The 15,568-nt window shown below is 47.2% G+C and carries 10 protein-coding genes; 2 read left to right on the top strand and 8 right to left on the bottom strand.

What is annotated here, in order from left to right; translation table 11 throughout:
- Window positions 1-149 precede the first annotated feature (149 nt).
- The 5 genes from ascB to ACDE64_RS11550 all read right to left on the bottom strand — a co-directional run bounded on the left by ascB (window position 150) and on the right by ACDE64_RS11550 (window position 6,992).
- A complete protein-coding gene (gene ascB, locus ACDE64_RS11570; protein ID WP_411350125.1) occupies window positions 150-1,652 on the bottom strand; it encodes a 6-phospho-beta-glucosidase in 1,503 nt (500 codons plus the stop codon).
- A 164-nt stretch (window positions 1,653-1,816) separates the two neighbouring features.
- Window positions 1,817-3,808 carry a beta-glucoside-specific PTS transporter subunit IIABC gene (locus ACDE64_RS11565; protein WP_411350124.1) on the bottom strand — a complete coding sequence of 664 codons (1,992 nt, stop codon included), beginning with the start codon at window positions 3,806-3,808 and terminating at the stop codon, window positions 1,817-1,819.
- A gap of 229 nt (window positions 3,809-4,037) precedes the next feature.
- Window positions 4,038-4,871, bottom strand: coding sequence for a BglG family transcription antiterminator LicT (licT, locus tag ACDE64_RS11560; RefSeq protein WP_411350123.1), 834 nt, complete (start codon window positions 4,869-4,871; stop codon window positions 4,038-4,040).
- A gap of 182 nt (window positions 4,872-5,053) precedes the next feature.
- Window positions 5,054-5,869 carry a hypothetical protein gene (locus ACDE64_RS11555; RefSeq protein WP_411350122.1) on the bottom strand — a complete coding sequence of 272 codons (816 nt, stop codon included), beginning with the start codon at window positions 5,867-5,869 and terminating at the stop codon, window positions 5,054-5,056.
- Complete coding sequence (locus tag ACDE64_RS11550) at window positions 5,862-6,992, bottom strand: tyrosine-type recombinase/integrase (RefSeq protein WP_411350121.1); 1,131 nt, start codon at window positions 6,990-6,992, stop codon at window positions 5,862-5,864. Before ACDE64_RS11550 ends, ACDE64_RS11555 begins: the two co-directional genes overlap by 8 nt.
- A 348-nt stretch (window positions 6,993-7,340) precedes the next feature.
- Here ACDE64_RS11550 and ACDE64_RS11545 point away from each other — a divergent pair, with 348 nt between their 5' ends.
- Window positions 7,341-8,294 carry an alpha/beta hydrolase gene (locus tag ACDE64_RS11545; protein ID WP_411350120.1) on the top strand — a complete coding sequence of 318 codons (954 nt, stop codon included), beginning with the start codon at window positions 7,341-7,343 and terminating at the stop codon, window positions 8,292-8,294.
- A gap of 470 nt (window positions 8,295-8,764) precedes the next feature.
- On the opposite strand, the gene ACDE64_RS11540 is transcribed toward ACDE64_RS11545, so the two are convergent.
- Together ACDE64_RS11540 and ACDE64_RS11535 are read right to left on the bottom strand one after the other, a co-directional pair.
- The gene (locus ACDE64_RS11540; RefSeq protein ID WP_411350119.1) at window positions 8,765-9,133 is read right to left on the bottom strand and encodes a hypothetical protein; all 369 of its coding nucleotides are present in this window, start codon (window positions 9,131-9,133) and stop codon (window positions 8,765-8,767) included.
- 320 nt (window positions 9,134-9,453) lie between these two features.
- Window positions 9,454-9,672 carry a hypothetical protein gene (locus tag ACDE64_RS11535; RefSeq protein ID WP_411350118.1) on the bottom strand — a complete coding sequence of 73 codons (219 nt, stop codon included), beginning with the start codon at window positions 9,670-9,672 and terminating at the stop codon, window positions 9,454-9,456.
- Between the two features lie 270 nt (window positions 9,673-9,942).
- Between ACDE64_RS11535 and ACDE64_RS11530 the strand changes: the two genes are divergently transcribed.
- Entirely contained in the window at window positions 9,943-11,319 is a 1,377-nt protein-coding gene (locus ACDE64_RS11530) for an SMP-30/gluconolactonase/LRE family protein (RefSeq protein ID WP_411350117.1), read from the top strand.
- Between the two features lie 200 nt (window positions 11,320-11,519).
- On the opposite strand, the gene ACDE64_RS11525 is transcribed toward ACDE64_RS11530, so the two are convergent.
- The gene (locus tag ACDE64_RS11525; RefSeq protein WP_411350116.1) at window positions 11,520-15,416 is read right to left on the bottom strand and encodes an S-layer homology domain-containing protein; all 3,897 of its coding nucleotides are present in this window, start codon (window positions 15,414-15,416) and stop codon (window positions 11,520-11,522) included.
- Window positions 15,417-15,568 lie beyond the last annotated feature (152 nt).

The raw sequence follows: 15,568 nt of genomic DNA, 5'->3' as shown, positions 1-15,568 counted from the left end.
TAAATGTGAATAAGGGATGATTTTGTATACTGTAGTTTGTATATTCCAATAGGAACTGTAAACCATATCGTACATAAGAGTAATCAATATAAAAACAATACAAAAGCACTCTGTCATAGGCAGAGTGCTTTTTGTATGATTCGGTATGATTATCGTTGCCAGTTATCCAGATCGCTCAGGTCGGCTCCATTCGAGGCGATCACTTTTTGATACCAATCGAAGCTTTTCTTTTTGTATCGGTTTAATGTACCATTGCCTTCGTCATCCTGATCGACATAGATGAAGCCGTAACGTTTGGACATCTCGGATGTGGATGCGCTAATGATATCAATTGCTCCCCAGCTAGTATACCCTATAATGTCCACGCCATCGCGAATCGCTTCGGCAAGCTGTGTAATATGCTGGCGGAAATAATCAATCCGGTAATCATCTACAATGCGTCCATCCTCTTCTCGTACATCCCGTGCGCCCAATCCATTCTCGACAACAAACAGCGGCACTTCGTAACGGTCATACAATTCTTTGAGCACGATACGTAATCCGATCGGATCAAGCTGCCAGCCCCATTCAGTGACTTTGAGATTCGGATTCTTCACGGTACTGTATAGATTGCCGCCAGTTACGCCATATTGCTCTGGATTTACAGTAGAAATCAGCGATGTGTAGTAGCTAAATGAGATAAAATCCACGGTATTCATTTGCAAAATGTCGGCATCTTCCGGCTGCTGTTCAATTGTGATTCCATGATCCGCAAAATAGCGTTTCGTAATCGCTGGGTATTTGCCTCGTACCTGTACATCGGTGTGCAGCAGATTGAGCTGATTGTCAATCTGCGCTTGCAGTACATCTTCCGGGCTACTTGTTGCCGGATAGTGGATCATACGCGCCAGCATACAGCCAATCTGCACATTAGGATTGATGTTGCGCGCCGCCTTTGTCACCAGTGCACTGGCAACAAACTGATGATGCAGCGCCTGATACGATGCCTGCATCACATTGTCTTCGCGGTCGCCAACAATACCGCCGCCGGTGAATGGCTCGATAATTGTCGTATTGATCTCATTGAAGGTCAGCCAATAGGTTACTTTGTCCTTATAGCGCTCCATCACCGTCACGGCATATCGAACGAAAAAGTCGATTACACGCCGATTTTTCCAGCCCCCGTATTGAAGAACAAGATGAATCGGCATCTCGTAATGAGATAACGTAACTAGCGGTTCGATATTGTGTTTGCGCAGCTCGGTAAATACATTATCGTAAAATTGCAGCCCTGCTTCATTCGGCTCGGTATCATCACCATTCGGGAAAATGCGGCTCCAGTTAATCGACAGACGGAACGTTTGGAAGCCCAATTCGGCGAACAGTGCAATATCTTCTTGATAACGATGGAAAAAGTCGATTCCGTAGCGTTTGGGATATCCGTCTGCGGTTTTATGCTGGATTGCCTGTTCAATCGTTTCGCTAGATACATGCATAAGGGCGCTCAGATTGGCATAGTCTTTTTTGGCATAATACGGTACCATGTCTGCGGTGGACAGCCCTTTGCCATCAGCATCAAAACCGCCCTCTGCTTGATTCGCGGCAATGGCGCCGCCCCAGAGGAAGTTGTCCGGGAAAATGCTGGTAGGTGTTGTGGAAACAGTCGGTTTCATTGGATTCAGCTCCTATGCAATGTAGATGGATATATGCAGTAATGGAGCATGATCAGAACGGTCATGCTTCCCTCTGCATACAGAGTCTATTGTTCAGCGTTTAGCGTTTAGCGTTTAGCGTTTAGCGTTTAGCGTTTAGCGTTTAGCGTTTAGCGTTTAGCGTTTCAATTGTCAGTTCGCGGAAGTTCCAATTGCAAGACCGGATCGCCGGTTTGGATATCGCCTAATTTCAATGGCAGGATAGCAGTATATTCAGCGGTATTGGTTACAACCATTGCGGTCGTAATATCATATTCCGCCGCAATTTGTTCCAGATCGAAGTGCAGTAGCGGTTGCCCGGCTTGTACAGAATCGCCTGTAGCAACGAGAGCTTCAAAGTGTTGTCCACGCAGTTTGACGGTGTTGATGCCAATATGAATCAGCAGCTCGGCACCCTGCTCACTACGGATAACGATAGCATGTTTGGTTTTGAATAGATTCACTACAACGCCGCTAACTGGGGACACCAATGTACCGACTGTCGGAACAAAGGCGATACCTTTGCCCATCAATTCATCGCCAAAAGTCGGGTCATTCACTTCACTCAGTGGAATAGAACGTCCTTGTAAAGGCGCTTGAACGACTTCACCAGCTGTCGGCGGTTGCGGCTCGCTAATGACAGTCGCAGACGTATTCGTTGCTGCCGTGTCAATGGTCTGCGTCTGCTGAGACGAAGTTGCCTGTGCATTTGCCGTTGTTGTTGTAGGAGCTGGATTCGCTCCATTCGTAGAAGCAGCAGCAATCTGATCAGCATCGCCAACATTCTCACTAATCCCCATCACTACGGATACGATCGTTGCCACAACAAAGGCGATTGCCATGCCGCTAACGCCATATAAGAAGGTTGGACCGATCAACGCGGGTAAGCCCGGAATACCGCCATTACCAGCAAGTACATACGCATTGGTACCAAATGCAAGCGCGAATCCGCCACCAACTGCACTACCGATCATACCGGCTACGAATGGCTTTTTGAAACGCATATTCACACCGTACATCGCAGGTTCCGTTACCCCCATTAGCGCGGTAAAGCTAGTGGACAGAGCGATTGATTTTAACTTTTTATCACGGGCACGGAAGAAGACACCAAGCGTTGCCCCTGCTTGTCCCATATTGGAAATGTAGGTCAGCGGCAGGAATTTGTCCGCACCAACCGTGGCCAGATTGCTCAAAATAACCGGAACTAGCGCGTAGTGCATACCAGTCATAACGATCAGCGGCATCGCACCGCCGAGAATGATACCGGCGAATACGCCGCCTTCTGCGAGTAACCAGTTGATGCCGCCGGACAGACCATTACCGACAATTGTACCGAGTGGACCGATCACGATCAGTGTTAATGGAACGACGATCAGCAGCGTTAGCAGAGGGACAAGCAGCAATTTCAGTGATGCTGGAATGATACGGTCGATCCCTTTTTCTACATAAGACTGTATCCAGATTGCTAGCAGAATTGGAATGACAGATGACGCATAGACAACTGAAGTTACTGGCAGACCGATAAAGGATATCGGATTACCGGATGATAGTAATGCAGTCATATCCGGGTACATGAGTGCCATACTGACACCAACAGCGACAAATGGATTACAGCCGAATTTGCGGGCGGCACTGAAGGCAATGAGCATCGGCAAGTAATGGAATACCCCGTCGCCAATAGCGGACAGAATGCGATATACATCTGTCCCGGCAGTCATAACACCAAGCCATACGAGCAGCGCGATGAGTCCTTTGAGCAGACCGGCACCAGCGATGGCAGGCAACATCGGAGCGAATACACCAGCGATAAATTCAAATAAGCGCGAAAACGGATTTTGCGTTTTGCCTGGTTCGGTTGGGGGTTTCGTTGTTTGGGAATCGCCGTTTTTGAGTGCAGGATGCGTTTGCACTAACGCATCGTATACTTGTGCTACTTGATTACCGATGATGATCTGGAACTGATCCCCCGCGATATTCGTTCCCATTACACTGTCCAAGTTACCGATAGCTTCGCGGTTGGCGAGATTGTTATCTTTGAGATCAAAACGTAGCCTTGTAATGCAGTGATATACCGAATTGATATTGCGTTCGCCGCCGACGGCTTCGACGATCTGACGAGCGGTTGTCTGATGATCCATTGGATTCCCTCCATTTTTGGGCGAAAAAAACACCTGAATGAATAGACGGATGCCATTACAGCGTCAGTCGTCATCATTCAGGTATTGCCTGATTAAACAGTAACAAGCCTGAAAAGCAATATATAGTTGTTCTTACTACACCGAGAATCCAGCATTATACAGGTACAGGTATACGATCTACCACGTAATCAGCTGTTCAAAAGCTGTAGATTCATGCGATGCAGTGTTCTTAGGTGCGTTTCATCAAACGTTCAAGATGCAAGGTCAGATACAGCTGCTCCGAATGTGTCATGTCATATTGATAATGCTTGCGGATAAAGGTTTCGATTTTGTGAATGCAGACGAAGGTGTCGGGATAATTCTTCTTGACCACTTCGTACAAATACTCCTCGGCATCATCATGACTTTGCTGCGTAATGACTCGCTGACAGAAATATTTCAGATGCGTAATGAACCGGAAATAGCTGGCGCTCTCCTCATCGAACTCTGTATGAAAGTGATATTTGATAATGTTCATCACTTCTTGCAGCAACTGCATCATATGCGTTACATCATTCATGGAGTCATTAATTTCTGCATTCACAAAGTGCAGTGCAATATTACAGATTTCTTCTTTTGGAAAGTCAATGCCCAGCCGTTCTTTTAGCAAATGCAGTGCTTCCCGAGCAGCATCGTACTCCGCCTTATAAAAGTGCTGAATTTCCCATGAGAGCGGATTGCGTACGATCATGCCCTGCTCTAGCCGTTGTACAGCAAAATGGATATGATCTGATAGCGAAATGTAGATGCCATCGCTCAGCTGACTACGCAACTGTGTGCGTGCTAGTGTCACGATATCGTCAGTTACCTGTAAAATGTTCACGGGTAGCTCCGTCACTGTTGCCTTGAATTTCTCGTAAATGTTGGCATCCTGCAAACGAAATACCTTTTCCACGCGTGCATCGTCAATGACATCTCCGGCACGGAAGTTGAAGCCGATACCCCGGCCGAGGATCAGCAGCTCCTGCCCTTTTTCATCTGTCGTACTGACGATATTGTTATTGAAAATTTGTTTGATAATCACATTAGACCACCTGTTTATGAGGATTAAAAAAGGGCAAAACCAAACACAGCGACAGACGAATGTCCATTTCCGTGTGGTTTTGCCCGCATTACCGGTAACAAGCCTCGCTAAAAACGTAGCATGGAATGAAAGCGGCGTCAATACCCGTCAGTCATTTTTTGGGACAGAAAAATAGACGAATATCAACCTACTTCCTTAAACAGCCCGCCGATTACACTGACTGAATTGTGACAGTGTGGACAGAGTACATTGCCATTCAGATAAGATAATCGTGCTAGTAGCGAATCCGCTTCGATTCTATGCGCCGCCTGCTGTAAATCGTGAAATCCATAAGTATCTGTCAGACCAAGCGCAATCGGCGTAATCGTAATCCCTGCATTGCCCGGATAAAGCACAGGATCTGTGCCATGTAGACGCATCACATCTCCATCCAGATCATCGATAAACCATTCCCCATCACATTGCGGACAGACACCTACATATTCATCCCCGCCGGGATAGTGAATGAGTAATCTCGCCAGTCGATCATGCCCATGATAGGCGCAATACGCCGCCAGTATGTAATCAAGTTCATATTCGCTCTCTATGTGTTGCTGTGCATACGCCAGCACCTTGTCATGCAACGTTGACGCCTGCTCCAACCCTAGCCGATAGTCGGCGATAATACGCTGCCACTGCATCGGAGTAACATCGCCGATCACTTCCGTCATCCATGCACCGGAACCGGCAAACATCGCTTCAATCATGCCGCATTGTATATAAATGTCGACCTGGGCAGTTGGATGCGCATCCAGTGTATTCGCCAATTGTAGTAGATGCGGGACGGCAGCGAGTGTCGCCCCATAGATCGTATACTGATGCATGAGCAGCTCCGCCAATTCGCGAAACACTTCTAGCTCAAACTGTACAGACAAATGATCCAGCAGAATCGGCACCTGCTCTGCCGTTCCGAATGCCGTTCGCAGCTGTGCCCATGCCGGGCTCATCCATTCAAGCATCCTCTTCCTCCTCCATCTTCGGCAATTCCACATGCAATTGCGAAATCGCCGCTTCTTTCTCGCGACTGCTAACATGTGTATAAATAATCGTCGTCTGGATCGACGAGTGACCGAGCAGTTCCTGCACCGTCCGTAAGTCGGTTCCTTGACGCAGCAGCATTGTAGCAAAGGAATGCCGCAGCTTATGACTGGAATACGGCAATCGCCGGGACGGCTCGATATCGCTTTGGAATCGATCAAAGGTATCCGCGGCAATCTGCTGAATATTGCGAATCGATAACCGACTGCCCTTTTGCGAAATAAACAGCGCTTGCTCACCATCGCGCCATGGAGTAAGTCGTTCACGAATACAAGTGTTCAGCACATCTGCCACCGCTTCTGGCACTGGCAGCGTCCGCCATTTGCGCCCTTTGCCAAAGACTTGTAGTGTGCGGCGCTCATCATTATAATCCTGCACATTGAGCAGGTGCACCTCACCGACACGCAGCCCCATATATGCCATGAGCAGAAATACAGTGAGATTGCGCGTCCGATACTTGCCGTCCACCGATTGTAGAAAGGTCGTCAGTCGTGACTGATCGAGATAGAGTGGCTCTTTATTCTGCTCGGTTTTTGCCTTTTTAATCCCGGCGGCAGGATTATGAGATGCCAGCTCCATTTCTATTAACGCTTTGAAAAAACAGCTGACCGCCGCATGCTTGCGATTACGTGTCGAATCGCTCACTCCGCGCGAACGCGCGCCGCTTAGATAGGAGAGCACATGCCGCTTTTTCAGATCGTCCAGCGGTTTGCCGTACACCGAATGGGAAGAGAGAAATTCGTGCACATCGTGATTGTAGGAGCGACGAGTATATCCCGTATAACCGGCATCCTTCATCCAATCCTGAAAGGCTTCTAGTTCCTCGCTGTATAGAGATAGTGATTCATCCTCGTCATCGCTATTGTCATTGTAATGAGGTTCGTCTCTGTATTGCCCCGAACGGGAAGAGACAGCCGCATGTTTATCATAGTCAGTACGACGATTGCTGTTGGTTTCCTTGTATTCTTCATCTGTATTTTCATATATATTGCGGCGATGAGAAGCCGGTGCGGCAGACATAGAGGATGTTATCTTTCGATTCAAGCGGATCCGCTCCTTTCGCTGCTGCATCCGATTGCAGGCATTTGTGTTTTATAATTATACGCTGTTTTTAGCAGAAAACAAACGATATTCATCGGATTTCGGGTCATTTTGTATGCAACCGTTTGTTTCAGGAACTTCAAATTCGTTTACCTTGAGATTAGGAACAATGTTCAATGCAAAATATGTAAAATGAAGCGATGAATATTGCCAATTCTTCTTCTATAGTCGTTTGTTTATTGTCGCTACACCTATTGTTCCTTCATCCAAGTAGCGAAGAATATGGGCAATATTTGTTCACATAGTACAACATATCACTTTTAAAACTCAACCACTCAAGGAGGCATTACCATGGCTAAAGAAAAACGTATTGTACTGGAACCTGCTGCACAGAAATTTGCTGACGATAACTCGAAGCCCCCTTTCCTATATGAATTAGGACCGGAAAAAGGGCGCGAAACGGTAGATGAAGTACAATCCGGCGATATCGACAAACCGGATGTAGATATTGAAGATGTTACTTTGCCAATTGGTCCGAAAGGTGAAGTTGCCATTCGTATCCTCCGTCCCAAAAACGCACCTGCATCTCTGCCAGTGTTGTTATATATCCACGGCGCAGGCTGGGTATTTGGTAACTCCCATACCCATGATCGCCTGATCCGCGAACTAGCAGTTGGCGGCGAAGTGGCTGTTGTATTCCCGGAATACAGCCGCTCTCCCGAAAATCGCTACCCGATCGCTCTCGAAGAAATCTATGCCGTGCTGCAATGGATTGGTGAACAAGGCACTGAGCAAGGCTTTGATACATCTCGCCTGTATGTCGGCGGCGACAGTGTAGGTGGCAACATGACTGCTGCCGTAACGCTATTGACAAGAGAACGCAGTGGTCCAACCATCAACAAACAACTGCTGTTCTATCCAGTAACGGATGCTAACTTTGATACCAATTCGTATGATCAATTTGCCGAAGGATACTTCTTGGCACGTGAAGGTATGAAATGGTTCTGGGATCAGTATACGACCGATCCAGAAGAACGCGCTCAACTGACTGCTTCTCCACTGCGTGCGACAACCGAGCAACTGCAAGGCTTGCCAGAAGCGCTCGTTATTACAGGTGAAGCCGATGTACTGCGTGATGAAGGCGAAGAATATGCTGCCAAACTGCGCGAAGCTGGCGTAAAAGTAACCGAAGCTCGCTTTGGCGGTATCATCCATGACTTCGTCATGCTGAATGTATTGAAAGATACACAAGCCAAAAAGGGCGCACTGATTCTCGCAAATGCCTTCCTGCGTGACGAACTGTAATCTTTTGTGTGAAGGATGCATCTGATAGTAAGGTTGGCTGTTGTTACAGGTTTGCTCTTTGACTTGAAGGTTAACAGCTTGCTCTCTATAAGATAAACTCCTTAAAATCCCTGTACAATATTCCCCAAAGGATGTGTACAGGGATTTTCTTTTTCTATATAGAAGTATTATTTTGTTTATAGTTTACATAACTATTATTATGTTAAATTATTTTTATTTGAATTAGTTATCTGTTTTGCCGTTTTATAAAATATATACAAACCACGACAACATAGCATGTATATATAAACAATAATAAAATAGCGTCTATCGTAGGTTAGATCTGCGATAGACGCTATTTGAATAGAATGATTACGATTGATACTTATATTGCTACAGTTGTCATAATGCGCACATACTATTTCAGTTCTAATATGTTACAAAATGACAACTGCCTTGATCTTATACCAAGCACCGGCTTACCGATAATCTTAGTTACCTTTGCGTGAAGCATAGAATTCGGCTGCTTTTTGTAGCATTTGTTGCAGCGAGCCAAATTGTGTATTTTGACTGACCTGTGTATCGATCTGATCTTGCGGCACTTGTTTTACTTTGTCCGCAGAATCGGTAGTTGAGCCGAGACCGAATTTTTGTAGCATATCGCCAGCAGATTGGAATGGTGTATGTTTTTGCATGAATTCTGGGGTTAAGAGCTTGTCCAGCGGCAGCTTTTGGATGATTTGATCCAGTGGCAGTTTGCTGATCATATCCATGATCCCGCCGGAAGAACCGCCCGATTGATTACCGTCTTTGTTTGATCCTGTCAGCATATCCTTGAGGTTATTGAGATTGAAGCCCATAATGAGCATCCTCCTTCATATTCGTGTTGGATTTGGTTTGAAAAAGGGATCATTACCAAGCTATGCCAATGTCCCTTTGCGATTGTCAGCAGCTGCTAGTTTACCGATGTTATTGATGTCGTCACGCTGATATGTCAAGTGTGACATCGCCAATGTATCAGCAGCTATACTGCTTACTTACCCCGCTTCCGACAGATAAAAACGCTAATGACTCATCTCTTGTGCGTTACAAGAAAAAGGAGTCATTAGCGTTTGGTCATGCTATCGTTTGCGGTTGTCTCATGATGCAATCTAGTAGTATAGAATCTACCAAATATGATCTACAAAAATTCCAACACTCGATCCCATGAATTCAAATATTCCAGTTCCTGCTCAATCCGCTGTTGTTCGTCCAGACCGTCCAACCATTCATCTTCCGTAGGATCATTTTCATTCATTATCGTTGCCTCCGGTGTCCAGATGTAGCAAAGACGCGTTTGCCCCTCCGGGGATTGGTTTGCGCGATGCGCCTGCTCCGTATCGTTTAACATGTTCCTCATGCTATTCACCCTCCATTCAGGAATATGTTGCCTGTTATCATAGTAGTACACATTGAAGAGGTTTGAATCAGCTTACAGGATGAAATGTGCTACCTGTTATCTCGGTCTCTGGATGTAGAAACGGAATACAACGTGTCATCATTTACATAAAAAGTAAAAAATATACGGTGATTACTGCTTTTATTGCTTCTTTTCAAAGGAAACCTCTCGCTTTTGTGGAATAGGGGTAATAGGCACAAAAGCCAATCCAATTCGGAAAGGGGAACATTTATGATCAGAAACAAAGTATTTATGACTGCGACACTGGCTGGCGGATTACTGCTATTGCCATCTACAGGCTGGGCGGCGACGCCGGTAGCAACGGATATTGAGCTGCAAGTTGATGGGCAGGAGCTGACGGTAGAAGGATATACGGTGAATCATAGCTTGTATGCTTCGTATGCGGCGATTGCCAGAGAGCTGGGTGCAGATGCCGATTGGAAGGAACAGACGGGATCGCTGACCTTGCAGCTTGGAGATGACCGTATTGCTTTTACCGAGGGAAGTACAACGTCTACTCTATTTCAAGCGGATGGCGAAGTGTTGATTCCAGTACGCAAAGCATTCGAAGCGTTCGGTTATACCGTGTCATATAACGCAGCGAGTCGATCGGTTAACGTGCAAGCCGCTGGTGCAGCAGCACCGTCAGCAACGGATACGTCTGGCGATGATGCAGTTGGCAATGCTGTGAATAGTAACACTACAGATGATAGTGTAACTTCTGACACTTATGCAGGATTGCTGCCTGTATCGATTTTGACCGATTTGAAGCCAGATCAGAATACCGGAACACGCATTGAAGGTGTGATTGCCAATGCGGATTATGTCTTTACCGCCGATATGGATACACGCGAGTTGTATCGGATCGATATAACTACAGGCGCAGCAGAAGTGCTAACGGTATTGCCACGAACTGGTACAGGCATGGCGCTGGATGAGAGTGGCAATCTGTATATTGCCAGCGGCGGCGAGGAAGGTCTTATTTATAAAATCAATGCCGATGATCTAAAAGGCGACCCATTCAACGGTTCCCAAGTGGAAACGTTTGTCAGCGGTGTGGTGGGTGCGAATGGTTTGGCATTTGATCGCGAGGGAACATTGTATGTAACTGGTGGTGCGACTGGTAATATCTATGCAGTGACGCCGGAAGGTCAGTTGCGTACGTATGCCAGCGGTTTGACAGCAGAACGACCGGAGCAAGCCATTGTTGTTAACGGCATCGCGGTCGGTACAGATGGATATGTGTACACTGCCAATACTAGTTCCGGGGAAGTGAATCGGTTTACAATTGAAGATGACGGTACAGTAGATCAGCCGCAGTTGATTGCCAAAAGTGAGCTGTTGTACGGTGCCGACGGTCTGACGATTGGACCGGATGGTAATCTGTATATTGCTGCTAACGAGCGTAATGCGATTGTGAAAGTAACGCTGGATGGCACGGTGACAGATATTGCACGTAATGGCAATAACGGTCCGCTGGAGTTTCCGGCAAGCCTTTCTTTTGTAGGGAATACGCTGTACATCAGTAATTTCGATCTGCCGCGTGGCAGTAACAATCCCAATACACCAGGCATTGGCTCATCCATTGCCAAGCTGGAATTGGAGTGACCCTGCCTCTGAATGAATCTGAATTAAAATAGCAAACAGCCATCCTTTCTTGTCTGAATATAGACGAATAGAAAGGATGGCTATTTTGCTGTTTATGTTACGAATCCATCATTGATTCATTTTATCGATATTGATATTGATATTGAGATTAAGCTCAAGATTTAGATTCATGACAATTAGTTTACATAACTATTATTATGTTAATTATCAAGTTTTTCATTTGTGATTTTATCCAGTAAGCGAGTAATAATTGACGCACTTTCGGCTCGAGTAAGGGAATTTTGCGGTTTGAACAACCCACTCTCATTTCCTTGCAGCAGACCGGAAGCGTCCAGATTAACGATTGCCTGTCTTGCCCATGTCGCGGATTGTCCCAGATCCGGGAAGCGATTCATTGGATTGGACGCAGATTCCGCAGCGGTGGCACTGAGCAGATGATTTTGCTGTATTACACGATCCAGCATAACCGCCATTTCCTGACGAGTGATGGTGTCATTGGGACGGAATTTGCCGCTGGTATCGCCTTGTAATAGCCCAGCAATAGCAGCGGTATGAATGCTATCCGCATACCATGCCGAGGAAGCTACATCAGAAAAGTCAGTGTCTCCCCCTGCTCCATCATTCACAGTATTCTCTGTTCCTATCTCTATGCCTGTCGCAGTCTTGGACAATCCGAGCGCGCGCGTTAGCAGGGCTGCCATTTGTGCACGCGTGATCGCAGCAGACGGAGAGAAGGTTTGTTTGGCGGTACCATTGATAATCATACGATCCGCAAGCTGTTGTACTGACGACGCTGCCCAGTGACTGTTCATATCATTCCACGTTTGCATTTTCGCATCTAGTACGACATAGGTGCTGTTACTACGACTGAATACGGTGACAGTATCATCTTGCACGGTAAATGGAACCGGTGTATATGTGATGGAGCCATTGGATGCTTCTTCCACTCGCGCTACTGCCAGACGATTCGACGATCTTATACCAGCGATCGGGATCGAACGCTGAATATAGCCGTTTAGCTCAGTTATAGGCTGGGATGTGTTACTGCTCCATGTATATAGATTGTAATCCACCGCTACGCGTGCGGTGTACCCTAGAAGGCTTGCCTGAGTGATTGCCGCTGGCGATGGCGTAATATCCAGCACGAGTGACTGTGCATCCTTCACAGATTCACGAACGAGAGTGATCGGCAAAGTATAACTACTCACTGGCGTCTGAATGACTAATTGCTGCACCTGCTGCTGACTTGTTAGCGCCTGTGTAGCAGCCGAAGCCAGTTGTACCTGAAAAGTGCCTGTTGTGTCGTTAGAATCTAGGTTAATCTGTAGCGAAGTAGCTGCTCCTGCGCTGCTCAACATCTGCTGAATATGATCGGCGGTTATTGTGACAGAACGCAGCTGACTACCATTTTGCTCAGAAATGGTCGGTGTGAATACCCAGCGAGACGTTTTGCCATCTGCTGATAACCCTTGCGAAGTGGCAGTCGGTACGATCGGCGTTGTTGGCGGGATGGTCGGAGTGGTTGTCCCGCCTCCACCACCATTTCCCGTTCCAACGCCTGTATTGCCTGAACCGCCACCAGCGTTACTGCCCGAATCATCATCATCGTCGTCCGAATGTCCTTTTTTGGCAAAATCAATAACGGTGAGCAGCGGATCATGATCGCTCACCCGTCCATCCTCTTCCATAAAGTCGGCATTCAGATGCACGATGTCCAGCTTGGCTTTGTCCGCGATTCCCGGCGTCATCAGCACATGATCCAGCGTTTGTGAATTGCCTTCATACACATAGGAATAGCGCTCATTGACTGGCAGTGTATCGACGAGATTGGTCAGCTGCGTGCCTTTCAGAATGTTAAATGTATTGGAAAATTGAAAATCGTTAAAATCGCCCACCAGCACTACATTAGCATTGCTATTTTGCGCCAGCGTATCCTGAACAAATTGGTTCAATGCTGCTGCCTGCTTGGCACGCTGTACTTCACTACTGCGCACTGGCGGCTGTGCCGAACCGTACAATGGCTGATCCCCGCCTTTGGAATTCAAATGATTGGCGATCACGATGACCGTCTGTCCATGAAACTCAAATTGTGCTGCCAGCGATTTACGTGAGTCGGCAAAAGCTGGATTTTGCGGATCGATTCGACCGGGATTCACGCTGAGTCCTTGCGGTCCATACGTTACGGCTGTCACCGAATCGCCTACGCCGCCTGCTGCTTGAGGCAACGAGACACGCGCTGGATTGTACAAGAAACCAACACGAATATTGCCTCCCGGTGCACCACCGTCTTCATTGTTTTGCGGCGCGATACTGGCGTAACGATATTCCGGTCCGCCGGCAGCGACGATATCGCGAATCAATGCGCCGAAGCTGGCGCTAGCATCCGTTGTACCATCGTCGGTTGCTCCATTGTTGTCTTGTACTTCCATCAGCCCAATAATGTCCGGTGTATGCAGATTGTCGATCACATTGCGGGCGATTCGCTCTGTTTTGGCGGTATTGGCGGGATCGTCCCAGAAGTTCTCGACGTTAAACGAAGCAATAGACAGCTGCTTGTCTCCGTTATGCAGCGCAGATACTTCACGCTTCCAGCCGCCATCGATAATGGTTGGCAGAGTCGCATCTGGCAATAGTTTAAAATTGCTATAGCTGTAACTCATAATACCCGTTACCGCTCCATCAAACCGATCACCCGTCTTGATCGGCTGCTTCGGTTTCTCAGCAATAAGCAGACGATTGGCGTTAAACTCACCATCGGTAATGATCAAGCCACCAGCAGGTGTCCGGCGCGGACTGTTATCTACATCAACAGATACCGGAATCTCATACCCATACGGTCCGATAATATCCGCATCGTTAAGCTGAATACGCATTCCTTCCAGACTTTCGTAGAAATCAATGCTGTACGTCGATGGATCAAAGGTAACAAAGCCATTCGGTGAAGCAATCTGTGACGGAATCGTACGTCCTCCCGCACCAATAACCGTTGGCTTCGGCAGCGTCTGATTCTCATTCTGTACTCGAATCGCAGTAGCTGCGATCTCAGTTGTGGTCAGATCGGCGGCATCACTGTATCCAGTCTCACGGTATTCTTTAACCGAGCCGTCCACACTGACCTGGTCACCTACCTTCATTCCGTGCGAAGCACGATAGACGAGAATAGCTTGCGATGTGCGATTATCTCCATCGTCCAGCTCATCTGGCATTTGCATGTAAAAGCTGGATTTACTCTTCACCATCGTCACGATGCCTTCCACTTGCTGTACCAGTTCATCCGCATACGTAGACGTCTGCGCCGTACCTTGAATCTGACTGATTGTTAGCTTGAGCGGCTCCTGCTCCACTGGCGGCACACTACCAGCAATATCACTAACTGATCTCGGAATGAGCTGGTATTCATTGTTGTAGCGTGTGACGACACCAGTAATGGAACGATACGATTTGCCTGTTTCCAGCCATGGCTCGGTGGAATAGACGACGAAGGTTCCTTTGTCATCTGACACGGTGTAACGACTGCCGGATACACTGTCCACCTCAATCGTATTCACAGTGACCAGACGAGCTTCATACGGATTGTCTGCGGCAAAGTCTGCGGATGTGATCTCGGTTGGCGCTGGTGTAGAGCTGTTAGGATCGATAACCGTGACGTTGCTCGCTGAAGCGGAAATTTGTAGCAGATTGCGATAGGCGCCTAGTGTCCCGCTAACTCGAACGCTCTGTCCCTGTTGTGCCGACAAATTACTGCCGCGCACCACAATGCCTGCTCCATTGTCCTGAATGTACAGATTGCTGTAGCCACTGCCTGTGTCCTGACGATATGTAACGATGCCCTGAACAACTACGGTATGACCAACCGTCTGTTGACGAGCGCTTGCGATCGAGTATGTATCTTCACTTGCAGTAGATAAAAGAGACTTACCAGGGGACAATGATGTACTTTCGATTGCAGCTGTTAATGGAATCGTCACCTGATGAGCTGTTTCGTTATGTTCGGCTGCCTCAGCTATCGTTGGATTCCAGCCAGCGCTAGGTAATATGGAAGATGCTAGCAGTACTGCTGCCAGCCCTGTCCCTGTTTTTGCTTGCCATCGCCTCATATGTATCGTCCTCCAATGTTCTTACAAGAATGGGTTTCTTTTTAAACTATCACAAAATAATCAAAATGGAATCAGCGCCATGTAAAAATAGTCGTTTTGCCTCAGTTACTCATTTTGTGTCGAAGCTTGGATGTGAGGTTCAATATATCGCG

The sequence above is a fragment of the Paenibacillus sp. WLX2291 genome, assembly GCF_046603665.1.
GTDB lineage: Bacteria > Bacillota > Bacilli > Paenibacillales > Paenibacillaceae > Saccharibacillus.
Note: the sequence above shows the minus strand (reverse complement) of the source record. Positions and strands in the feature narration are given on the sequence as shown.

What these genes read in the sequence shown, in the direction of transcription:
- ACDE64_RS11525 (WP_411350116.1), bottom strand. Translation starts at nt 15,416, where the DNA reads ATGAGGCGATGGCAAGCAAAAACAGGGACAGGGCTGGCAGCAGTACTG.
- ACDE64_RS11545 (WP_411350120.1), top strand. Translation starts at nt 7,341, where the DNA reads ATGGCTAAAGAAAAACGTATTGTACTGGAACCTGCTGCACAGAAATTT.
- ascB (WP_411350125.1), bottom strand. Translation starts at nt 1,652, where the DNA reads ATGAAACCGACTGTTTCCACAACACCTACCAGCATTTTCCCGGACAAC.
- ACDE64_RS11535 (WP_411350118.1), bottom strand. Translation starts at nt 9,672, where the DNA reads ATGAGGAACATGTTAAACGATACGGAGCAGGCGCATCGCGCAAACCAA.
- ACDE64_RS11530 (WP_411350117.1), top strand. Translation starts at nt 9,943, where the DNA reads ATGATCAGAAACAAAGTATTTATGACTGCGACACTGGCTGGCGGATTA.
- ACDE64_RS11555 (WP_411350122.1), bottom strand. Translation starts at nt 5,869, where the DNA reads ATGCTTGAATGGATGAGCCCGGCATGGGCACAGCTGCGAACGGCATTC.
- ACDE64_RS11565 (WP_411350124.1), bottom strand. Translation starts at nt 3,808, where the DNA reads ATGGATCATCAGACAACCGCTCGTCAGATCGTCGAAGCCGTCGGCGGC.
- ACDE64_RS11540 (WP_411350119.1), bottom strand. Translation starts at nt 9,133, where the DNA reads ATGGGCTTCAATCTCAATAACCTCAAGGATATGCTGACAGGATCAAAC.